The organism is Macrococcoides caseolyticum (genome assembly GCF_002902665.1).
GTDB lineage: Bacteria > Bacillota > Bacilli > Staphylococcales > Staphylococcaceae > Macrococcoides > Macrococcoides caseolyticum.
In genome coordinates, this window is record NZ_PPRM01000006.1 from 1 (window position 1) to 22,870 (window position 22,870).

At 36.8% G+C, this 22,870-nt stretch carries 25 protein-coding genes and 1 rRNA gene; 20 read left to right on the forward strand and 6 right to left on the reverse strand.

Annotation, left to right across the window (positions count from 1 at the left end):
- From rrf to tsaD, 5 genes are all read left to right on the forward strand, one after another.
- Window positions 1-84: ribosomal RNA gene (rrf, locus tag CD152_RS12275) — 5S ribosomal RNA — on the forward strand; the annotation flags it as partial.
- A 129-nt stretch (window positions 85-213) separates the two neighbouring features.
- A complete protein-coding gene (tsaE, locus tag CD152_RS01215) occupies window positions 214-675 on the forward strand; it encodes a tRNA (adenosine(37)-N6)-threonylcarbamoyltransferase complex ATPase subunit type 1 TsaE (protein ID WP_101140840.1) in 462 nt (153 codons plus the stop codon).
- On the forward strand, window positions 656-1,318 hold the full coding sequence (tsaB, locus tag CD152_RS01220; protein ID WP_101140839.1) for a tRNA (adenosine(37)-N6)-threonylcarbamoyltransferase complex dimerization subunit type 1 TsaB: 663 nt from the start codon (window positions 656-658) through the stop codon (window positions 1,316-1,318). Before tsaE ends, tsaB begins: the two co-directional genes overlap by 20 nt.
- Window positions 1,319-1,329: 11 nt before the next feature.
- Entirely contained in the window at window positions 1,330-1,752 is a 423-nt protein-coding gene (gene rimI, locus CD152_RS01225) for a ribosomal protein S18-alanine N-acetyltransferase (protein ID WP_101140843.1), read from the forward strand.
- Window positions 1,749-2,756 carry a tRNA (adenosine(37)-N6)-threonylcarbamoyltransferase complex transferase subunit TsaD gene (tsaD, locus tag CD152_RS01230; protein WP_101140838.1) on the forward strand — a complete coding sequence of 336 codons (1,008 nt, stop codon included), beginning with the start codon at window positions 1,749-1,751 and terminating at the stop codon, window positions 2,754-2,756. Before rimI ends, tsaD begins: the two co-directional genes overlap by 4 nt.
- A gap of 393 nt (window positions 2,757-3,149) precedes the next feature.
- Here tsaD and CD152_RS01235 read toward each other — a convergent pair whose 3' ends face one another.
- The gene (locus tag CD152_RS01235) at window positions 3,150-5,069 is read right to left on the reverse strand and encodes an ABC-F family ATP-binding cassette domain-containing protein (RefSeq protein ID WP_101143465.1); all 1,920 of its coding nucleotides are present in this window, start codon (window positions 5,067-5,069) and stop codon (window positions 3,150-3,152) included.
- Between the two features lie 150 nt (window positions 5,070-5,219).
- On the opposite strand from CD152_RS01235, the gene CD152_RS01240 reads away from it, so the two are divergent.
- The 5 genes from CD152_RS01240 (at window position 5,220) to CD152_RS01260 (ending at window position 8,631) form a co-directional block, all read left to right on the forward strand.
- Window positions 5,220-5,852: a redox-sensing transcriptional repressor Rex gene (locus tag CD152_RS01240; protein ID WP_099482722.1), complete on the forward strand. Its 633-nt coding sequence runs from the start codon at window positions 5,220-5,222 to the stop codon at window positions 5,850-5,852.
- Between the two features lie 12 nt (window positions 5,853-5,864).
- Complete coding sequence (locus tag CD152_RS01245) at window positions 5,865-6,053, forward strand: twin-arginine translocase TatA/TatE family subunit (protein WP_041636185.1); 189 nt, start codon at window positions 5,865-5,867, stop codon at window positions 6,051-6,053.
- Window positions 6,054-6,112: 59 nt separating this feature from the next.
- Window positions 6,113-6,868 (forward strand): twin-arginine translocase subunit TatC, encoded by a 756-nt coding sequence (tatC, locus tag CD152_RS01250; RefSeq protein ID WP_015912219.1) that lies wholly within the window; start codon window positions 6,113-6,115, stop codon window positions 6,866-6,868.
- A gap of 68 nt (window positions 6,869-6,936) precedes the next feature.
- The gene (locus tag CD152_RS01255) at window positions 6,937-7,638 is read left to right on the forward strand and encodes a GH32 C-terminal domain-containing protein (protein ID WP_157821018.1); all 702 of its coding nucleotides are present in this window, start codon (window positions 6,937-6,939) and stop codon (window positions 7,636-7,638) included.
- Between the two features lie 135 nt (window positions 7,639-7,773).
- Window positions 7,774-8,631, forward strand: coding sequence for a MurR/RpiR family transcriptional regulator (locus tag CD152_RS01260; RefSeq protein ID WP_101140835.1), 858 nt, complete (start codon window positions 7,774-7,776; stop codon window positions 8,629-8,631).
- Window positions 8,632-8,784: 153 nt separating this feature from the next.
- On the opposite strand, the gene CD152_RS01265 is transcribed toward CD152_RS01260, so the two are convergent.
- Window positions 8,785-9,633, reverse strand: coding sequence for a VOC family protein (locus CD152_RS01265; protein WP_101140834.1), 849 nt, complete (start codon window positions 9,631-9,633; stop codon window positions 8,785-8,787).
- A gap of 219 nt (window positions 9,634-9,852) precedes the next feature.
- Here CD152_RS01265 and CD152_RS01270 point away from each other — a divergent pair, with 219 nt between their 5' ends.
- Window positions 9,853-10,716: an LPXTG cell wall anchor domain-containing protein gene (locus CD152_RS01270; protein ID WP_103214250.1), complete on the forward strand. Its 864-nt coding sequence runs from the start codon at window positions 9,853-9,855 to the stop codon at window positions 10,714-10,716.
- A gap of 64 nt (window positions 10,717-10,780) precedes the next feature.
- On the opposite strand, the gene CD152_RS01275 is transcribed toward CD152_RS01270, so the two are convergent.
- A complete protein-coding gene (locus tag CD152_RS01275) occupies window positions 10,781-12,472 on the reverse strand; it encodes a M3 family oligoendopeptidase (RefSeq protein WP_101140832.1) in 1,692 nt (563 codons plus the stop codon).
- 133 nt (window positions 12,473-12,605) lie between these two features.
- Here CD152_RS01275 and CD152_RS01280 point away from each other — a divergent pair, with 133 nt between their 5' ends.
- Entirely contained in the window at window positions 12,606-14,045 is a 1,440-nt protein-coding gene (locus CD152_RS01280; protein ID WP_015912212.1) for a polyphosphate--AMP phosphotransferase, read from the forward strand.
- A 193-nt stretch (window positions 14,046-14,238) separates the two neighbouring features.
- Here CD152_RS01280 and mroQ read toward each other — a convergent pair whose 3' ends face one another.
- Window positions 14,239-14,994: an intramembrane glutamic endopeptidase MroQ gene (gene mroQ, locus CD152_RS01285; protein WP_101140831.1), complete on the reverse strand. Its 756-nt coding sequence runs from the start codon at window positions 14,992-14,994 to the stop codon at window positions 14,239-14,241.
- Window positions 14,995-15,206: 212 nt separating this feature from the next.
- Between mroQ and groES the strand changes: the two genes are divergently transcribed.
- On the forward strand, window positions 15,207-15,491 hold the full coding sequence (groES, locus tag CD152_RS01290) for a co-chaperone GroES (RefSeq protein WP_015912210.1): 285 nt from the start codon (window positions 15,207-15,209) through the stop codon (window positions 15,489-15,491).
- Window positions 15,492-15,551: 60 nt separating this feature from the next.
- Entirely contained in the window at window positions 15,552-17,171 is a 1,620-nt protein-coding gene (groL, locus tag CD152_RS01295) for a chaperonin GroEL (RefSeq protein WP_099482715.1), read from the forward strand.
- Between the two features lie 67 nt (window positions 17,172-17,238).
- On the opposite strand, the gene CD152_RS01300 is transcribed toward groL, so the two are convergent.
- Both CD152_RS01300 and CD152_RS01305 read right to left on the reverse strand, forming a co-directional pair.
- The gene (locus tag CD152_RS01300) at window positions 17,239-18,408 is read right to left on the reverse strand and encodes a tyrosine-type recombinase/integrase (RefSeq protein ID WP_103214251.1); all 1,170 of its coding nucleotides are present in this window, start codon (window positions 18,406-18,408) and stop codon (window positions 17,239-17,241) included.
- Between the two features lie 8 nt (window positions 18,409-18,416).
- Window positions 18,417-18,944 (reverse strand): helix-turn-helix domain-containing protein, encoded by a 528-nt coding sequence (locus tag CD152_RS01305; protein ID WP_103214252.1) that lies wholly within the window; start codon window positions 18,942-18,944, stop codon window positions 18,417-18,419.
- A 149-nt stretch (window positions 18,945-19,093) separates the two neighbouring features.
- Between CD152_RS01305 and CD152_RS01310 the strand changes: the two genes are divergently transcribed.
- From CD152_RS01310 to CD152_RS01335, 6 genes are all read left to right on the forward strand, one after another.
- The gene (locus CD152_RS01310; protein ID WP_103214253.1) at window positions 19,094-19,318 is read left to right on the forward strand and encodes a helix-turn-helix transcriptional regulator; all 225 of its coding nucleotides are present in this window, start codon (window positions 19,094-19,096) and stop codon (window positions 19,316-19,318) included.
- Complete coding sequence (locus tag CD152_RS01315; protein WP_103214254.1) at window positions 19,315-19,623, forward strand: helix-turn-helix domain-containing protein; 309 nt, start codon at window positions 19,315-19,317, stop codon at window positions 19,621-19,623. Before CD152_RS01310 ends, CD152_RS01315 begins: the two co-directional genes overlap by 4 nt.
- 170 nt (window positions 19,624-19,793) lie before the next feature.
- Window positions 19,794-20,072: a hypothetical protein gene (locus tag CD152_RS01320; RefSeq protein ID WP_103214255.1), complete on the forward strand. Its 279-nt coding sequence runs from the start codon at window positions 19,794-19,796 to the stop codon at window positions 20,070-20,072.
- Window position 20,073: 1 nt separating this feature from the next.
- Complete coding sequence (locus CD152_RS01325) at window positions 20,074-20,382, forward strand: hypothetical protein (protein WP_103214256.1); 309 nt, start codon at window positions 20,074-20,076, stop codon at window positions 20,380-20,382.
- A 46-nt stretch (window positions 20,383-20,428) separates the two neighbouring features.
- Window positions 20,429-21,289 (forward strand): primase C-terminal domain-containing protein, encoded by an 861-nt coding sequence (locus tag CD152_RS01330; protein ID WP_103214257.1) that lies wholly within the window; start codon window positions 20,429-20,431, stop codon window positions 21,287-21,289.
- A 17-nt stretch (window positions 21,290-21,306) separates the two neighbouring features.
- Complete coding sequence (locus CD152_RS01335; RefSeq protein ID WP_103214258.1) at window positions 21,307-22,806, forward strand: DNA primase family protein; 1,500 nt, start codon at window positions 21,307-21,309, stop codon at window positions 22,804-22,806.
- Window positions 22,807-22,870 lie beyond the last annotated feature (64 nt).

Below are 22,870 nucleotides of genomic sequence, written 5' to 3' on the forward strand. Positions count from 1 at the left end.
TTCCCATACCGAACACAGAAGTTAAGCTCTCTAGCGCCGATGGTAGTTGGTCTTACGATCCGCGAGAGTAGGACGTTGCCGGGCAATATATAGATGGATGCGATGAGCCGCACACTGGGGACCTGTTAGGTCTCTTTTTTTATGTCTTAATTTAAGTAAATTAAATGTGTTACAATAATAGATATTTAAAATATATTGAAGTGAGTGTGTTACATGAAAATAATGATAAATTCAATTGAAGATACAGAGCGTCTCGCTCAAACAATTGCGACCCTCGTCACGCATGGGGACGTGTTGTTACTTCATGGTGATCTAGGGGCTGGAAAGACGACTTTCAGCCAATTTTTTGGGAAAGCACTTGGTATAGAACAGAAGATTACTTCTCCTACATTTAATATTATAAAATCGTACGAAGGTAAGCTTCCGTTTCACCATATGGACTGCTATCGTCTTGAAGGTGCAGAAGATGATCTGGGATTTGATGAATATTTCTATGGAGATGGTGTCACAATTGTTGAATGGCCTGAGATGATTGAAGACTTCCTTCCCGAAGATTATATTGAGCTTAATCTTAAGTATATTGAAGATGCAAAACGTGAAATAGAGATTCAGGCGATGGGTTCTAGAGGAAATCGCTTAAAGGAGCAGATTATTGATGAAATTACTGCATATTGATACGAGTAATCAGCCTTTATCCGTGAGTATTACTGATGGTGATAGTGTATTAGCTGAATTTAATAGTGGTGTGCGTATTAATCATTCCATTACATTAATGAGCCAGATCGAGCGTTTATTGAAGTATACACAGTTAACGATGAAAGATATTGAAGGTATCGTCGTTGCTTATGGACCAGGATCTTATACTGGTCTCCGTATTGGTGTGACTGCAGCTAAGACGCTGGCGTATACTTTGAATGTTCCTCTATATTCAGTATCTAGCTTAGCTGCATTAGCAGCAACTGTAAGGATGCATGAATTCCTGCTAATTCCTGTATTTGATGCACGTAGAAATCATGTGTATGCTGGAATATATCGTTATAAAGGGATTAGATTAGAACGCGTGGAAGAGGATTGTTATATTTCTATAGATGAATTAAATGATAAATTAAAGGCGCAGCACTTACCTTATATCTTCTTAGGGATGGATGCTGTGAAACTTGAAGATGCGTTAAAGGGCCCTGTATTTTATTGTATACCTAGAAGTGCTGAAATGCGTCGTTTAATTGATATCGATCATCCAGTGAATGTTCATACATTTGAACCGACATATTTAAGGATATCGGAGGCAGAACGCAATTGGCTGAACAAACAGGATTAGTTATTAGAAAGATGGAAACAGCAGATGTCCCAGTAGTATATGATATTGAGCAAAAGGCCTTTCCAAGTGGATCGTGGACATTGGATGCTTTCTATCATGAGCTGGAGAAAAATGAATTTGCACATTACTTTGTGCTTGTTCTGGATGGAGTAGTGATTGGCTATCTAGGCATGTGGATTGTCGTAGATCAGGCGCAAATTACGACCGTTGCAGTGAATGAACAGTTTAGAGGATTCGGTTACGGGAAGCTATTACTAGAGTATGTAATAAACTATGCACGAATAACATGTGAAATGATGAGTTTAGAAGTGAGAGTAGAAAATAACGCAGCACGAGGACTATATGAAAGTCTCGGCTTTACTTATGGAGGCATTAGACGCGACTATTATGGTGCTGGTGAGGATGCGAAAGTGATGTGGGTGAAATTACGATGAATAATGAGAAAGATATAACGATTCTGGCAATAGAAACAAGCTGTGATGAGACTGCGGCAAGTGTTGTACGTAATGGCTACGAAGTGTTAAGTAACATCGTCAATTCTCAAATTGAATCACATAAACGATTTGGTGGTGTCGTACCTGAAGTAGCGAGTAGACATCACGTTGAGAATATTACGATGGTTATTGAAGAAGCGCTTGTTGAAGCGCATATGACCTGGGAAGATATTGATGCTGTAGCTGTGACTGAAGGACCAGGGTTAATTGGTGCATTGCTTGTCGGTATAAATGCAGCGAAGGCGTTGGCGCTCGCACACAGTAAACCGCTGATTCCAGTACATCATATTGCAGGACACGTCTATGCGAATCATATTGAAGAACGATTGACATTCCCGATGCTTGCACTTGTCATTTCGGGAGGGCATACAGAACTTGTGCTCATGAAAGATCATATGGCTTTTGAAGTGATAGGTGAAACTCGAGATGATGCGGTGGGCGAAGCATATGATAAAGTAGCAAGAACGATAGACTTACCTTATCCAGGCGGGCCTCACGTCGATAGACTTGCTGCAAGTGGAGAAGACGTACTAGAATTTCCACGTCCGATTATGGATGATTATGATTTCAGCTTCAGTGGACTTAAAAGCGCAGTCATTAATAAACTGCACAATTTAAATCAAAAAGGGATCAGCTACAACAAAGAAGATGTTGCTGCAAGTTTCCAGGCAAGTGTTATTGATGTATTAACTACACAGACATTCAAAGCGCTAGAAGATTATGATATTAAACAGCTACTTATATGTGGGGGTGTGGCGGCAAACCGTGGCATCCGTGCACGTATGGAAATGATGTGTGATAGCAATGATATTAAACTATTAATACCACCGTTAAATCTATGCACAGATAACGCGGCAATGATTGGAGCAGCAGCTTATTATCAATATATTGCAGGCAAGTTTGGAACGATGGATCTAAATGGGCGTTCAAATATCGATCTATAGTTACAAAGTTGGTAATAAATAACTGTCACAATAAAAAGGAAGTCACCCTATTGGATGACTTCCTTTTTATTGTGAAATTATAGCATAGAAATCTAATAAATTAGAAAGGATAATGCTTCACATACATACACGTTATGCCGTCCTTGTTATAAATTATCCAATAAAAACTACATTGATTAAAAAACACGAACATACGTACTTGTACACAAGTTGTTAACAAAATGTGCATAACAATATGTCAATAGTACGTTTTACACATTAAAAGCGATATGTTTTTGTTAAAATTCTGTGGATAAGTATAATAACTTTGTGGATTACTTATAATATAACATTTTTATTGTGTATAACTGTGTGAATATCTATTTTCAGAAAATAGCGTGTATTAATGAAAAATTATCCTTCTAAGGCCATTTCGATGTCTGACCATTCTTCAAGTAATTTTTCATTTTCATTGTTGAGTCGGATAAGTTCTTCATTGAATGTGTTTGCCTTTTCGATATCACTGAATACTTCTGGCTTTGTAAGTTCGAGTTCAATTTCATTGATACGCTCTTCGTTTGTTTCGATTTGCGTTTCCAGCTTCTCTTTTTGTCGCTCTAGCTTTCTTGTTTCTTTTCGGTTCGCTTTGAATGCGTCATAGTCGTTCTCTTTGTTTACGGATTGCGTTTGTTCTTCTGCTTGATGTGCAAGTATGGCCATACGTTCTTCTTCTTTTTCAATGAAGTAAGAGTAGTCGCCTAGGAACATACGCCCGCCTTCTTTATCCATATGGAATACTTTCGTCGCCAGTTTGTTGATAAAATAACGGTCGTGACTGACAAAGAGCAATGTTCCTGGGTAATGGATAAGGGCATCTTCCAGTACTTCTTTCGCATCGATGTCTAAATGGTTCGTCGGCTCATCGAGTATGAGCACGTTATGATTTTCAAGGCTAAGCTTTGCGAGCTGGAGTCGAGCTTTTTCGCCACCGGATAAGTCATTGATGATTTTCTTAACATCATCTTGTACGAATAAGAAACGTCCGAGCACAGTTCTGATTTCTTTTTCCGGCATTGTAGGATAGTACTGCCACAATTCTTCTAATACAGTATTGTTTGATGAGAATTCAGCTTGTTTCTGATCGTAATAACCGATAGATAAGTTTGCACCGTAATGAACCTCTCCGTCAAGAGGTTTTAATAGTTTAGCGATTGTTTTGATGAGCGTTGTCTTTCCGATTCCATTCGGTCCGATAAATGCGATTGCGTCTTGTTTAGATACATCAAAGTTGATATTGGTTGCAAGAGGCGTTGTATAGCCAATTGCAAGCTCTGTACAACGCAGTACGTCATTTCCTGTTTCCTTATCGATATTAAAGCGCAAGTTCATTGAGTGGTCATCTTGCTTTGGCATATCAATCTTCGTCATCTTCTCTAATACTTTACGGCGAGACTTTGCCATCCCGCTCGTTGATGCACGGGTAATATTCTTTTGTACGAATGTTTCGAGTCGTTTGATTTCAGCTTGCTGACGATCATATTCGGCCTGCATCTTATCATAGAACTGATCACGCAGTGCAATAAATTTGGAATAGTTACCAGCATATTTCGTTACTTGTCCGAGTGCGACGTCATATACGGTATTCACAACCTTATCTAAGAAATAACGGTCATGTGAAATAATGACGATGGCACCACTGTATGTTGTTAAGTAATTTTCCAGCCATGCAGTTGTATCCATATCCAGGTGGTTCGTCGGCTCATCAAGTAATAATAAATCGGGATTATGAAGGAGCATCTCAGCGAGTGCGAGACGTGTCTTCTGTCCACCAGAGAAACGATCTATTTTTTTATGAAAGTCTTCTTCTGTGAAGCTTAATCCCATTAAGACAGACTTGATCTTTGTTTCATATAGATAGCCATCTTGTGATTCAAACTTTTGTTGTAGTCTTTCATATTCTGCTAATTTCTCTTGATATGCATCGCTATGTGCATCTGCGCTATGCTCACTTAAATAGGTAGCAATGTTGTTTAACTCTTGCTGCATGCGCTCTAAATGTAAGAAAGGTTTCTTCATAGCCTCATATACGGTACCTTCAGCATTTAAAGTCATCTGTTGTGTTAAGTAACCTACATTCACATGTTTAGCAATAGACAGATGACCTGAATCATAGTCTTCAGTTCCTGCAAGAATCTTCATTAATGTTGTCTTCCCTGCACCGTTTCTACCGACAATCGCAATACGATCATTGGACTTGACTTCAAATTTTACATTTGAAAATATATTTTCACCTGAGTAGGATTTAGTTAAATTACTAGCTTGTAATAGTATCACTTTGCTCACCTCTCTTTTATTGTACATTAGTGTGATATCAGTGGGAATGATTTATCATTAATTCATAATTTCACATAGTCATTTATTAATATAGATGTTATAATTGTATCGATGTGAAGTTTATCACAAAAATAGAAACGGGTGATTAGGATGTCGAAGGACGAAATTAAGATTCCTAAAGCCACTTTGAAACGACTTCCTTTATATTATCGTTTTGTTAATACGTTATATAATTCAAATGTTGAACGAGTGAGCAGTAAGGAACTAAGTGAAGGATTACAGATTGATTCTGCAACAATACGCAGAGATTTTTCTTATTTTGGAGAACTGGGTAAGAAAGGATATGGCTATAACGTTAATTTCCTGCTGAATTTCTTTAAGACAACGTTACAGCAGGATATGATTACGAAGGTTGCGATTATCGGTGTCGGTAACTTAGGTACAGCATTAGTAAACTATAACTTCTCTATCAATGATAGAATGAAGATTACAGCAGCATTCGATGCGAATGATGAAACGATTGGTCGTAAGATTGGCAAGATTGAAGTCCAGGATATGAAGGATTTTGAGAAGGTTGTAGAGGCTACAGGAATTCAAGTGGTTATCTTGACGGTTCCAGGTAGTGTTGCCCAAGACGTCGCAAATAGAGTGACAAAAGCACAAATAAAGGGTATATTAAACTTTACACCAGAGCGTTTAAATGTACCGAGCGGAGTACATGTACATCACATTGATCTTGGCGTGGAATTACAATCATTAATTTTCTTTATGAAAAATCATTAGGGGGATAAATATATGTTTTTAGGTTTAGCATTATCAGGACCAGTTGTTATATTTCTAGGAATTATCGCTTTAATTATCTTTGGCCCTAAGAAATTACCAGAGTTTGGTCGTGCCATGGGGACATCTCTTAAAGAATTCAAAGATGCAACAGATGGTATCATGAAGGATCACGACGACAAAGATAACAAAGATATCAAATAATCGAAACTTTAAAGCGGCGATGCAGTGCCGCTTTTTGTATGAGGAGGTCAATTCCTTACATGAATAAAGATGATTTAACAGTAGTTGAGCATTTAGAAGAACTGCGTAAACGAATTATGACAGTCTGTTACTTCTTAGTAGCAGGCGTTATCGTCGGATTCTACTTCGGAAAGCCGGTCACAAAGTACTTGACGAAGGATGATGTGCCAAAAGAAATTACTTTACATTACTTTAAAGTAAGTGATCCGCTGACAATTTATATTACAGTGATTATGTTAATTGCACTCATCTTAATCTCGCCTGTTATTCTGTATCAAATATGGGCGTTTATCTCACCCGGACTGCATCCCAAAGAAAGAAGCGCTACGTTAGCATATATTCCGATCAGTATTATATTATTTCTTGCTGGGCTATTGTTCAGTTATTATTTAGTATTTCCTTACCTCATCTTCTTTACGTTAGGGCTCGCAAGCGAGATTGGTGTCAACCAGATGATTGGTGTAAGAGAGTACTTTAACGAAATGCTGCGCTTTACGCTGCCTTTCGGGTTTGTCTTTCAGTTACCGATTCTTTTACTGTTCTTAACACGACTTGGTATCGTCACACCGATGTTCTTAAGTAAGAACCGTAAGTATGCTTATTTTATTTTATTTGTCTTTGCCGCATTAATTGCACCTGCTGACTTTATGACGTATTTAATGTTCGCTGTGCCGATGTTACTGCTGTATGAAGTGAGTATCCAAATAAGTAAGATCGGCTATAGACAATATTTAAAAGGTGAACAGAAACTGATTGAAGAAGAACTTGAGAAGTAGTGACAAAGCTACTTCTTTTTTTATATTTTCTGATAGAATATAAGTAATATATTTCAAGGAGAATTATGATGAAGGAATCCCAGATAGTGCCATTAACAGAGCAGGAATTAGAGGAACTTGAAGCGCAAGTCGGCAGCAAGTTAGATGTGTATCCATCACAATTGAATTATAATATTGCTGACCATGGATTCGATTATCAGCCCGTCACCTTTATGCTGGATGAACAAGACCGTTGCCTATTAATCGGCAGAATTGGTGATGTACTTGCTACACCAAGGATTGTGTCAATCGAGGACGGACAGCTAAGACAACGGCCACTGCTTTCTTCTAGTAGGCAAGGCAAACTTGAAACAGCAGAAGGTTACGCCACAAGGAAGAATGTTCGCCTGCATCCTTATGAAGGCAATAATTATGAACTTGTCGCTGAGATTATAGAGAATAATGCCTTAGAATATATACTTGAATTACGTGTTTCAAGAAAAGAGCGCACGGTATTGATCTATGACACAGAGAAAAGAATATTTACTGTGGATCGTTCGGATAGTGGTTTGATTGATGAACCCTATACAAAGTTTATTACGTTGCACGAACCATTGACAAAGTTACACTGCATTGTTCATAAACAGACGATAGAGATATTTATCAATGATGGAGAAGCAGTAATGTCCACGCGTATTAATACATCAGAATCAGCAGATGGCATTAGAACATCGGCGGTTCATGGGGATGTTTATTTGAAGCTATGGAAGTATGATTTAAAGGATGCATAAAAACATCCACAAATTTTAGAAAATTTTTGTTTTAATTGTTTTCAGCAAATAGTATATTTATACTGAAGTGAAGCTAGCGAATTGAAATTAAATAGGGCATAACATTAATTGAATAAGATGTAAGGAGCTGAAATTATGTATTCAGTATTAGGTCAAATTACAAAGATGTACGATAGCTTTACACCAGTTGAAAAAAGGATTGCCGACGTTGTCATTGAGTACCCTGAAAAGGTGGTCAACTTACCAATCAAAGAAATTGCACATCTTTCAAATACAAGTGAAGCAGCCATTGTACGCTTCAGTAAGCGTCTTGGATTATCTGGGATTAAAGTGGTTAAGGTGGAGCTCGCACGTGAACTTCACACAATTGCAGATAAAAAGGTACCGACGAAGATTGAATTAACAGACGATGAAGAAGTAATGAAAGAGAAAGTCTTCAACAATACAATTCAAGCACTTTATAATACAGAGAAGGTCATTTCTGCTAAAGTGATTGATGAAGCGGCCCAGGCAATTACAAGTGCAAAACGCGTTATGATCTTTGGCGTCGGGAACTCAAGAGTTGTTGCGACAGATTTGCATGTAAAGCTGATGAATATTGATCAGTCTGCAATTCTGGCAACAGATCTTTTATCTGCGATTACATTATTAGGACACTATGAAGCAGGAGATGTATTATTCATTACATCTGAAACAAGTAAGAATAAGGTTATTACAGATATTTGTAAATATGCAAAAGAGAAAGGGATTAAGATTATATTATTAACACAAAAGTTCTCATCTCCTGCTATTCGTATGGCGGATATTGTACTTGCGATGGCGAAAGAAGAAAATGAAATCAATTTAGGATATATGACAGTACGTACAGCACAACTTACAATTGTGGACGTACTTTATCTAAGAGTTTGTGCGTATTTAAAGGATACAGTATTATCTAATATGCAGAATTTAAATGAAACACGTAAAATTACGCACGAACAAGAGAACTTATAATAGAAAAGCTGCATGTATGTACCGGGTTATCGGTGTCATACATGCAGCTTTTTATAGATGTTTTTATTTTGTTATGATGAAACGGTCCTCATGTTTTCATAGTGTCTAAAAGCTTACTATATTTTTTCTTAAATAATCCCATAGTTTACACTTCTAATTTTTTGTCATTATTCTAATTCCGATGCCGCTAGGGTCATATACAATATTTGAATTCTCATCTTTTAACTGAGTTGATCCTTTTTCTGATAATGTTTCTAAAAAGTGCTGGAGGTCCTCTTCATTTGGGATATTCAAATCGAATTTCCTTAATCCTGGATAATCAAGACGTGCGCGCTCAGTCTGATGTTGCCATGTATTTAATCCAAGATGATGATGATAGCCGGCTGTTGCCATAAATGCTGCCTGACTACCATAGCGAGTCATTACATCTAAGCCAAACAATTCGTTATAGAAAGCAATGGACTGATTTAAATCAATGACTGATAGATGCATATGTCCAATGATTGTATCCTTCGGCATACCATCGAATGGACGGTTATGGTTTGCTTCAATAACAGCTGCGTAATCCATTTCAGATGTACCCATGACGATATTACCATTTGGTTCAAACTGCCACTCATTGCTTGGCACATCTCTGTAAATTTCTATCCCGTTACCTTCCGGATCCTGCAAATAGATGGCTTCTGAAACATCATGATTGCTCGCACCTGCTAACGGATATTCAGTCTTAATGAGGTGGTAGAAAATATTGCCGAGCACAGCACGAGAAGGAACCAATAGGGCAAAGTGAAACAGCCCTGCAGTTTGAACACGCGCATGATTCGTCTGATATAAATAGATCAGAACGCTATCATTAACCCCAAGTGATGAAAATGTAGGGGTATGCTCGATAATATCCATACCTAATATTTCATGATAAAACTTTACGCTGTTATCCATAAAGTTAACGTTAAGATGTACAGCACCAATATGTGTGTCTTTCGAAAAGAATTGTCTCTCCATTATTATCCCTCTTTACAATGTATTATATATATTTTATATTAGATATATTAATTATACTAAAATTCACTAGAATTGCAACACATTCATTTCTGGCATTAAATTTTGATATGTTTCATTTATATATGAAATGTTAAATGTGTGTAACAATGCATCCTCATCATAGAAAAAGTGTACATTCTCCATTATAATTAGTCTAAGTGGAAATTGGAGGAATTAGAAATGTACAAATTTAAGGTGAAAGCTGTTGCGGCATTGGTATGTATGCTGGGTTTATCTACTCAAAATGCAACGCTGTCTGAAGCTGCAGATAATTCAGTAACAGCAGAACAGCCGTCAAGTGAGCAAGTAGAATCTATAAAAAACGAATCTTCATTGAAATCGACTGAAGACAAAAGCCCAGAAAGTCCAGTGATTGAAATCGTGTCTACTGAAATTATCAAGGAAGATGAGACGACAGAACAGCCAACAACAGAAGCACCAACAACAGAAATACCATCCAAAGAACAGACACCAACGACAGAATTACCTTCAGTTGAAGTCAATCAACCGACTGAGCACCCAACAACAGAAGTACCAACAACAGAGCATCCAATAACAGAACATCCGACAACAGAGCATCCAGCACTGGCATTCCCTTCACATGATGATGCAGATTCAACACCACCTAAATATGATGGTAATGATTACTCAGCTGGCGTAGTTCCCCCATCACCAGGCACAATTGATATTCCTGAGCTGCCTGACACTCCGGTGAGTCCAGTAGAACTAAGTGATAGTGAGTCGGAATATTCTTCTCTTGAAGAAGATGATGACTTGCTTAGCATTAAGCCAGGAAAGTTTAAGCCAACAGATGGTGAAGCGTATTATGCGGCGCTTGATAAACAAGTGTGGGACCTTGTGACACGTGAAATCGGTAAATCTAAAAAAAGCCATCAAGACAAGGATTCAAAAGCGACTTCAAAGCAAAAACAAAAAGTAAAAAAACATGCTAAGCTGCCCGATACAGGAGAAAATGTCTTCATGTATGTATTGGCATCTGTGAGTTTGTTGTTATCAGGATTAATCTTATTAAGAAAATCATAACGTATCGCAATGAAATAATATCCCCATCGATATATTATATCGATGGGGATATCTTTATAGTGAACTAAAAATTACTCGTATCGATTTCATCAAGATAATCTTCAAGGAACGTCATCGTATCTTCTAATGTACCGTCTTGGAATGGAGAGCGTAGATTTGCCGCTTCAACAATTTTATTGAATGGTAATGAGCCACCAATATCACAGATGTGCAGATAATCTTTCCATGCCTCTTCAAAATCCTCTGTCGAACGTTTGAAGAACTGGAAGGCACAAACTTGTGCAAGCGTGTAGTCGATATAATAGAACGGTGAACCAAAGATATGGCCTTGACGATGCCAGAATGCACCACCTTCTAAAGCTGCGATACCGTCATGATCTTTATGTGGTAAATACTTCTGTTCAAGCTTCGTCCATTCAGCACGACGTTCTTGTGGCGATAATTCAGGATGTTCATAGACGATATGCTGAAATTCATCAACTGTCACACCATAAGGTAAGAACTTGATGGCATCCCCGATATGTTTATATTTGAACTTATCTGGGTTGTTAAAGAAGAGATCCATCCATTTATATGTGAAGAACTCCATACTCATTGAATGAATTTCACATGATTCGTGTGTCGGCCATAAATAATCCGGAATTAAGTCTTGCGAACGGTACACTTGAAATGCATGTCCGGCTTCATGTGTAAGTACGGTAATATCATGATCTGTTCCATTAAAGTTAGAGAAGATAAACGGCGATTTATAGTCTTGGATGAACGTACAGTAACCTCCAGCTTCTTTCCCTTTCTTCGCTTCTGCATCAAACAGTTCGCGGTCCATCATGAACTGGTAGAATTCATCTGTTTCTGCACTGAGCTCTTTATACATTTTACGACCGTTCTCTAAGATTGTTTTTCCGTCATCTTTTGGCTTCTCGTTCCCTGATAAGAACACAATACTCTCATCATATGGCTTTAAGCTATCCCATCCATTACGCTTCATTTGAGACTGATACAAACTTTGTGCAACTGGTACAACATGCTTATGAATCTGATCACGATATCTCTTTACCATGTCAGGTGTGTAATCCACTCGGTTCATACGCACATAACCAAGCTCGATAAAGTTCTTAAAGCCAAGTTTCGTTGCGATTTCATGACGTACTTTAACGAGTCGATCATAGATTTCATCGTACTGTGCTAACTGCGCAGCACGATATTCTTCCATTGCAAGTTTCGCTTCTTTGCGGACTGATCTATCTGCAGAATCGAGAAACTGTCCCATCTGTGCGAATGTATATGTTTCGCCTTTAAATTCAATTTCTGCTGAAGCAACGAGCTTACTATATTCAGATGAGATTTTATTTTCTTTGTTCAAGAGATCCTTGATTGAATCATCATATTGTTTTACGAACATTTCAGCAAGATCAAACAGCTGATCACCATAAGTCTCACGCAGTGCATCTTTAAATTTACTATTTGCAAGTGCATTGTAGAACTTGGATTCAATCTGAATGACTTCTCCACCATGTGCATCCAGATAGTCGCGCTCTTCAGAATAAAATGCATCATTTGTATTAATTGAAGCACGCACATACGCAAGATTCATTGCAGTATCGAGATGCTTTCTTACTACGTTAATATCATCGATCAGCTTTATTTGCGTTTCAGCAGATGTCGCTGCTTCAAACTGTTCAAGTAACTGATCGATAGATTGGTTAACTGCATGCAAGTCGGGTCGTTCATATTTATAGTTTTGGAATGTTATCATATAGCGCTCCTTATTATCTAATTTTTCTTACTATTATAATAATACTTCAATAATCGAAATAATGAAATACAAAATTTCTTAAAAATCTGTCATTTAATAGTATAATTAAATTAATACGCTGAGGAGGGGTCATATGACGAAAATAGATAAGCAGTTACAGCTTACGACAGCAGAGCTCGTAAGAAAGACACATGAAGCAGGCATTCCGGTTATGATTGTATTTGAGGGGATACCAGCTTCAGGAAAGTCACGACTATCTAACGAACTCTTACTGACGCTTGATGCAAAATATACAAACTTCTATGCAACGAAACGTCCGGATGAGGAGTTATTACGCTATCCGTTCCTGTACCCGTATTGGAATAACATTCCGAAAAAAGGCGGGGTAACGCTCTTCTTTAGGAGTTGGTATGCCCAGAAGCTTGATTTTGAAGAGCATGGCTATAAGAAAGACATCATTAAAGACTATGATTTATTAACGCAGGAAATTAAAGGATTTGAATCGATGTTGTCAGATGACGGCTATGTGATTATTAAATTCTATCTATCAGTAAATGAACAAAAGCGTCAGGAGCATATAGAACAGACGAAGAAGAATCCATTGACACGCTGGAAAGCTCAGGAATATGAAGCGAGTATTCCGACCAAAGTCTACCAGGACGGTATGATTGATTTGATGAAAGCGACAGAAGAGATAGCACCATGGACACATATCGACTATACAGAACGTGGCAAGGCTGTCAATGAAATGTACGAAGTCATCATTAAGCGACTCGAAAAAGCGCTGAAAGCTAAAGAGAAATCGAAGCAAGACGAACGTGACGGTGCCTTTACAGAAGACTTCACAACAGATATGTTCGAGGATACGTCTGATAATATGTCTAAAGCAGAATATAAAGAACTATTACCGAAGCTACAGGCACGTATCCGTGAACTACAATATGCACTGTATGAACGTAAAATCCCTCTGATGCTTGTATATGAAGGTATGGATGCTGCAGGAAAGGGCGGCAATATTAAGCGTGTACGTGAAAGTCTGGATCCAACAGGATATGAAGTAAACGCCATCAGTGCCCCGACTGAAACAGAACTGAGTTACCATTATCTATGGCGCTTTGCCACAGATGTCCCGAGAAGCGGGCATATCGAAATCTTCGACCGCAGCTGGTATGGACGTGTACTCGTTGAGCGTGTGGAAGGCTTCGCAACGAATAAAGAATGGCAGCGCGCATACGATGAGATTAATAAATTTGAGAAAGCATTGACGATAGAAGGTGCCATTGTGATCAAGTTCTTCCTTGTACTTGATAAAGACGAACAGTTGAAGCGCTTTGAAGAACGACAAGTTACACCTGAGAAGCAATGGAAGATAACAGATGAAGACTGGCGTAACCGTGAGAAGTGGGACCTTTATCTTGAAGCAAGTAAAGATATGATTGATAACACCACAACCGAACATGCACCGTGGGTAATTATCCCGGCAAATAACAAACGTGCAGCACGAATTAAAGCACTGAAAACCATCATCTCCGTATGTGAAGAACGACTGTGGAATGTGAAGAAGCTGTGGTAAAAAGGACGTGACACGCGCGTCCTGACCCAAAGCATAATGTGAACAACGCAAAGAAAAAGTTCTTTGTTTTCTGTGTTGTTTGCATTATGCCGAAAGGGTTAGCGAGTGGAACGCCGTAAGAAGGGCGTATCACGCATTTAGCCATGATTAAAATCCTGAAAAATAAGCTTGAGACAGTTGTCTCAAGCTTATTTTAGTTAAATAAATGCCATATCAAGTTTGCCTGCTCTAATTGTTTCTGTGCTTCGATCACTTTATCAGCGAACACCACCTGCATTAAGACGACGAATCCATTCATCAGCATATGTGCTACGATTGGCACGATGATGCGATTCGATAATACATATAAACCACTGAATACGACTGACATTCCCATATAAATGAGTGTATGGTTGAAATCACTGTGTGCTGCTGAGAAGATGAAGCCGCTGATGAGTACGCTGATTGTAAAAGCAACGGCGCGGTTTCCTTTAATTAGTTCATAAAGTTCCCCGAATATAACTTTTCTGAATACGAATTCTTCCAATATCGGCCCGACAATTGCAATCAGTATAATGAATATAGGAGCTTGTTTCGCGATGCCCATAATCTGCGTCGTATTCTGACTTTCCATAGGTTGATTTAATATATATGTATTAACCATGCCGAGCATCATCTGTGTAAATAATGAAATGAATAATCCACCGACAATTAAACCAATCGTTGATAATGTATCAGTCTTAACTGAACGTTCAACGCGTGTTTTATTGTTAATTTTCGTATTGATATAAATAACAAGAATACTTGCTACGACAAATGACCCGACGTAATATGGGATTGCTTTTAAGAAGGCTGCATCGTTATCCAGCCCTTGCTTTAAAAAGATACTTGTCGGTATTAATACGAATAATTGTGATCCTATATAAAGTAATACGGTAAGGATGTTAATCCATTTTCTGTTATGCTTCACTTTAAAACTCCTCTAATAAATAATATCCATATTCATTGTACCGTAACTATCCATTAATTAGAAAGCGATAAGAGATAAATCAAATATTATTAAAAAAAATAAAGTAAAATGTTTGCATTTTTGACCTTCTTTGATTATTATAAAATTATATTAGCACTATATATAAGAGAGTGCTAAAAAATCATTAATGTGATTATAAGGAGGAAAAAATCGTGTTAAAACCATATGGAAATCGTGTTGTAATTCAAAAGACTGAAAGAGAGACAACGACAGCAAGTGGAATCGTCTTAACAGATTCTGCGAAAGAGAAGACAAATGAAGGGACTGTAGTTGCAGTAGGTACAGGACGCATCCTGAATAATGGTGAACGCGTTGAGATTGGTGTTAGCGTTGGTGACCGTGTTGTGTATGAGCCATTCGGCGGTACCGAAGTTAAGACTGGTGATGAATCTTATATCGTATTAAAAGAAGAAGATATTATTGCAATAGTAGAATAGCAGATAGAAGTATAGAAGATATAATTCACAAAATTTATTAATAAATGGAGGAATTCACTAATGGTTAAAGAGATTAAGTTTTCTGAAGATGCAAGACGCGCAATGCTTGCAGGTGTAGATAAATTAGCAGACGCAGTTAAAGTAACACTTGGACCTAAAGGACGTAACGTTGTATTAGATAAGAAGTTTGTTGCACCTTTAATTACAAATGACGGTGTAACAATCGCGAAAGAAATCGAATTAGAAGATCCTTATGAGAACATGGGTGCAAAACTTGTTGCTGAAGTAGCGAACAAGACAAATGAAATTGCTGGTGACGGTACGACAACTGCAACAGTACTCGCACAAGCGATGATTCAGGAAGGTCTTAAGAACGTAACGAGTGGTGCCAACCCAGTTGGTATTCGTCAAGGTATCGACAAAGCAGTAGCTGTAGCACTAGAAGAACTTGCAGCAATCTCTAAAACAGTATCAAGCAAAGAAGAAATCGCGCAAGTAGGTAGCATTTCAGCAGCTGATGAAGAAATCGGTCAGTTCATTTCTGAAGCGATGGAGAAAGTCGGTAACGACGGTGTCATCACAATCGAAGAATCTAAAGGGTTCAAGACAGAACTTGAAGTGGTTGAAGGTATGCAGTTCGATCGTGGTTATGCTTCACCTTACATGGTGACTGATTCAGATAAGATGATTGCTGACTTAGAGAATCCTTACATCTTAATTACAGATAAGAAGATCTCTTCATTCCAGGATATCCTGCCAATCTTAGAACAAATCGTTCAAACATCACGTCCAATCTTAATCGTAGCTGAAGACGTTGATGGCGATGCACTTACAAACATCGTATTGAACCGTCTACGCGGAACATTCACTGCAGTAGCAGTAAAAGCACCAGGATTTGGTGACCGTCGTAAAGCGATGTTAGAAGATTTAGCGATTCTTACAGGTGGACAAGTCATTACTGACGACCTTGGATTGGACTTAAAGGACACAACAGTAGAAATGTTAGGTAACGCTGGTAAAGTTCATGTAACGAAAGATAACACAACAATCGTTGAAGGACGCGGCGATGCTTCAAACATCGATGCACGTGTTGGACAATTAAAAGCTCAAATCGAAGAAACAACTTCTGAATTTGATAAAGAGAAATTACAAGAACGTTTAGCGAAATTAGCAGGCGGTGTTGCAGTAATTAAAGTAGGTGCTGCAACTGAAACAGAACTTAAAGAGCGTAAATTACGTATTGAAGATGCATTAAACTCTACACGCGCAGCAGTTGAAGAAGGAATCGTTGCAGGTGGAGGGACAGCATTAGTATCTATTTACAACAAAGTTGCAGCAGTTGAAGCAACAGGCGACGTTGCAACAGGTGTGAAGATCGTACTGAAAGCACTTGAAGCACCAATCCGTCAAATCGCTGAGAATGCAGGACTTGAAGGCTCAGTGATTGTTGAGAAGATTAAACACGCTGAAACAGGTGTCGGCTATAACGCTGCAACGGATGAGTGGGTAAACATGATTGACGCAGGTATCGTTGACCCAACAAAAGTAACGCGCTCAGCATTACAAAATGCAGCATCAGTAGCAGCAATGTTCTTAACAACTGAAGCGGTAGTGGCAGAAATGCCTGAAGAAAACCCAGCACCAGATATGGGTATGGGCGGCATGCCAGGAATGATGTAATACAGCTTATAAACGTTGTTATATCAACATTCTTTGTATACATTGGTCATAATATGGTCATAGAAAATTAAAAAATTTCATCTGAAACGCTTCTCATTAATTCATTGAATTTTTGGGAAGCGTCTTTTTTGTGTGCTTTTGTTATCTTGGCATAAACATTCATAGTAGTATTTATGTCACCATGTCGCATACGTTCTTGAATCGCTTTAATATGTAATCCAGCTTCAATAAGTAAAGCACAATAAGTGTGTCGGAATGAATGTGGTGTGATAGCCTTTTTTATATCTGTTTCACTCATGATTGATTGCACCCATTGAGATATTTTTTTAACGACTAAAGGATAACCGTTGTTATCAGTGAAAATAAAATCATTATCATTATACAATTCATCTTTCCATGTATCTTGAACATTGGCTTTATAATCAAGCAACATTTTTATAATATTGTGATCTACAGGCACAGTTGCGATTGATGTTTTAGTTTTAGGTGTGAGTATTTCATACTTACGTTTATTGTTATTAGGGTTATAGTATGTCTTTGTCACACTGATTGTATTATTCAGTGTATCTATATCAGTCCATTTTAAAGCCAGTAACTCACCTATACGAAGCCCCGTATAAGCAAGCGTGGTAAACAACTCAAAACTATTCAATGGCTTGTGCTGGTGCTTTGCAACCTTTAAAAACTGTAACAATTCTTCCTTCTCGAGAAAATTATTAGAGATATTATCATTCTCTAATTCTTCCACTGTTTCTTTTTTCTTTTTTAATTTCACATTGATATGTGGGGACTTCTTAATATATCCATGTTTAACAGCATAATTAAATACCATGTTCGTTGAAGTCATAATACTTTTAATATAGTTGGTACTGTATTCATCACTTAAACCATTAATAAATTTATCATAATCATGTTCACTAATTTTTTGAATAGGATAAGGACCGAACTTGTTTTGACTAATTTTAATGGCTTTTTTTCTTGCACGCACACTGCTTATTTTAACGTCTTTAGAGTATTCTTCTAACCACTCACCGACTACAGCATCAAAACTTATTGTTGAAGGTGCTATATATTCATCTAATCTTATTTGACGTTCAACCATTTCAGCATGGTGCTTAGCGTCTGATTTACGCTTAAAACCTGATTTAGAGATATATTCATATTTATTTGTTTTAGGGTTCTTGCCCAAACTGATACGGTAACGCCAGGTATCGCCACGCTTCTCATAACTTGCCATTAGATCACCTACTTAATATTAAGATATTGTTTAAGAAAATTGTCGAACTCATGCGTTAAATAATCGAAAGTTTCTTTTTCTCCTAAGTCTTTGTTTAAGTGCATCAATTTCAAAAGAAATGAAATGAAAAATAAGTTTTCTTTATCATTTTTTTCAGCTTCATAGTATTTAATTATTTCTGCAAAATATTTTACTTCTATAAATGATAAATCTTTTTGTATTAACTCTAATAGATAATTTTTTACTTCTCTTTCGCTATTATCTTTACTTTCTCTTAAAACTTTTTGAACAGTGTTTAACTGATTATTAATTTCATCTTCTGTTAGATCATTTAATGTTTTCATACCTGTAGTTAGATATGTTATAGATACATTTAATTTTTTCGCTAATTTTTCTAAGGTTTTTGCACTGGGGTTTTTGTTACCATTTTCTATATCGCTTAAATAACTTCTCGAGATTCCCATTTGGTCGGCTAACTGTTGTTGGGTCATTTTCCTTTGCTTTCTGATGGTTTTGATAGTATTCCCGATATTCATGTATATATACCTCCTTCACTTTAATAATAGTCTATCAAATAAAATGACGTTGATAAAGACTTTTTTTGATGAACGGTGTTGACAAGTAAAAAAGAAAAGTGTACTCTATATTTAGACGTTGATAGAGACAAAAAAAGAGGTGAAAAATCATGTCAATAAATATTCATTTTTTACTTAAAAAAAAGCGAGAAAAACTTCAACTTACACAAAAACAAGTAGCTGATAAAGTGAAAATATCGAGAAGTTATTATTCCGATATTGAGAATGGCAGAACAATTCCGAGTGTAAATGTGTTGCTAAGGTTGAATAATATAATGAATATTTTTTTAATTTCGAATGACGTTGATAGTGACATTAAGGAGGAAGTTAGATGATTGATATTCAAATCAATGAAAGTGAAGCACGTCAGATGCTAGAAGAAGCAATTGAGAGACGTGTTGAAGAACTCGCTAAAGAAAAATATTTCATGACTTTTAAAGAGTTATCTTCATATCTTAATCTATCAAAACCAACGATAGACGAGTTACTCATAAAGAACGGAATGAAATATTATCGTGTAGGCAGTACATACAGATTCAAACGTTCGGACGTTGACGAATTTATGGATTGTATCACAGCACAATGCACCCCTTTGAATAACGATTTAAAGGCATTGAAGGGAGGTGAGAAGAGAAGATGAAGAATTTAGAACTAGCGTTAAAAACTTTATTCTATGTATTTATAATCACTTGTATTTGTAACACAATCACATCGACTGCACTTGGTTTTCAAATGTGTTTCTACTTTTGTGTTATCGCAACTGTTATGTATGAATTTTTAAAATCAGAAAGAGTATAGGAGAGAAGTAATATGTTAAATCAAAAAGAAGCTAAAAATTTATTAGATCATTATACGAAGCAAAAACAGACATTGCGTGTAATAGAAGCGTACGTTAAAGCGAGTGATTTATTGGAGGAAACAATCGCTGAATATTTAAAGCAAGAACCAGCACTCATTAAGCATTTAGAGAATATACAAAGTAATTTTATAAATAAATTATCCGTAGAAGTATTAGCAATCAATGGAGAGCATGAGATAAGTTTGAAAAATACCGAAGAATTACTGAAAAAGATGATGGGGGAAAAGTAAAATGACAAACTTAAACGATTTAGTAGTGGATATTAACAGCCTTAAATTAAAGGTAGATGCACTAAATAATTTAGTATTTAGCAATTTAGAAGATGCAGAAGATAGATTAGAGCAAAGTTGGATTAAAGAAAACTTTACATTAAGAACGATGACAGAGGAACAAACGCAGGACTTATTTATCCTTTCAACAGTGATCAGTGATGTATGGAAGTCGGTCGAGAGGCTACAAGATGAAATAAAAAAAGCCGATACTTCACATAAAAACACTTTGGCGAGTGATGAAGTACCAGCACGAGAGTCGAACGATTAACAATCGTTCTTCTCTTAATTATAACAAGAAGGGACTTGTATAAAAAATGAAAGACAATAATTCTGATAAGACTATTATACCAAAAATAACAGTAAATCACTACAAAAATCTTTATTCTAACTCATTTTTAACAAGTAAACCACTTACATTTAAAGAGTTAGTTAAATACTTATCAGATGTTAAAGTATCAGATGATAAATATAGCAACGGAACTTATATTTTGGGCGAAATGAAAGATACACATAGGAATGATGAGAACGTGCTTAATCGTCATGCACTTGCACTAGATATTGATGATCTACCGACAGATACAAGCATAGTAGAGGATATTGAGAATATGTTTTCATTCTCTTATATCTTGTACAGTACATTCAGTCATAGGGTAGATAAGCCACGTTTTAGATTAATCATTCCATTAAGTAAACCGATAGAAAAAGAGTATTACAAGCCAGCTATCAAATTCTTTGAGAAACAGCTAGATGTTAGTGTAGATGACAAATCATTTACATGGTCTCAATGTATGGCACGAGCAGTTAAACAGTCAGATGATGCAGATTTTATATTTAAGTATCAAAATAGCTATTTCATAGACACAGACACCCTTATAAGTGGTCTAAAGCCATACATGGAAGAGAAGCCAACTGATATGAATAACGCTTACAAGCGAGATGATAGCCATTGGGATATAGCATACGGACAACTAAAAGAGGGAGAGGGAAGAAACAACGCTTGTACTTCATTAGTAGGCTTGTTGTTAAGACGGTATATCCCTTTAAAAATTACGGTGGCACTTATCCAGCACTGGAATAATTCTCTTATAGATCCATTAAGTGAAAAAGAATTAAGCACAATTATTAAATCAGTCGTAAAAAAAGAAACAGAAAGACGAGGTGAGCAGGTATCGTAAACAGTCTATTAAATGAAGTGCAACAACAAGCAGAACGAGAAGCACAAGAAATAAGTAAAATCAAAAAACTACCGTTAAGAAAACGACTGATACGAATTAGAGAAGTAAGACTTGCTGAACTTGTTTCAGATTGGGAAGCGAATGGCAGGAACGGAAATAAGCCGAAAGCATTACCGACATGGCTATGTGCATCAATCATCATGGAAGAGATACCATTTGTATTGTTTGATAATGAAGAAAATACAAAAATTGCAATGTATCTTGAAAATGAAGGGATATATACGCAAAACTATGGAATTATAAAAAAGTATTTATCGTGGTTAGAACCCTCACTCAATAATAATAGGGCAGAAGAAGTAATATATCATATACGCAATCGTGCAGATATACGAGAAAAGACACAGAAACCCCACTTAATACCAGTGGGGAACGGTGTTTATAATCGACATGCAGGCACACTAGAACCTTTTAACAGCGACTATATATTTACTACTAAAGTAAGTACGAATTACGTTGAGAATGCCCCTAAACCTATCATAGATGGTTGGGACGTAGACGAATGGATAAAAGAGATTGCTTGTTATGATGATGAAATTGAAACTTTGTTATGGCAGGTAGTCAATGACAGTCTAAACGGTAATTACACAAGGAAGAAGGCAATATTTCTTGTAGGCGAGGGGAACAATTCAAAAGGTACGTACCAGGACTTTATAAAATATATCGTCGGTGGTGAGAATGTAGCGTATCTAAAAGTAGATGAGTTTGAACAGCAATTTAGGACAAGTGTTCTCTTTGGAAAAACCGTGTGTATTGGTGATGATGTACCAGTAGGCGTTTATATTGATGATTCCAGCACATTTAAATCAGTTGTATCCGGTGACCCAGTGCTTGTTGAATTTAAGCGTAAACAACCATACAGCACTAATTTTTATTGCACAGTCATTCAATCTACAAACGGAATGCCACGCTTTAAAGATAAAACACATGGTAATTTACGAAGAATATTAATTGTGCCATTTAACGCAAACTTTAATGGATCAGTAGAGAATAGGAACATCAAAGACACATACATTAAAGATAAATCAGTGTTGGAATACGCACTATTCAAAGCGATAAAAATGGACTTTGTAAACTTTGTAATTCCTAAAGCATCACAAGAAAAGATGCGATCGTTCATGGCAGATAATGACCCAGTGTATGACTTTAAAATTGCAGTTTTTGATGAATGGAATAAAGAGTTTAACATTAAATATTTACCACAGCAATTTGTATATATGGTTTATGAGAATTTCTGTGATAGAAACAATTATAAGCCTTTAAGTGAACGAAAGTTTAAACAACAATTTGAACGTTATTTACCGGACGACTGGAAAAGTGGTCAAGATAGAAAGTTATCATCAGACAGCCATATTAAAACGATAACCCAATTAGCAAAGCGAGAACACGTCACATACGATGTCAAACGAGATAAAACATATCGTTCGTATCAAAACGACAAAATTAAAATAATTAATTAGAATTACCACAGTAAAGACGGTATTACCACATTTTAAAAAGCGTAACACGGTACGAATAAAGTCA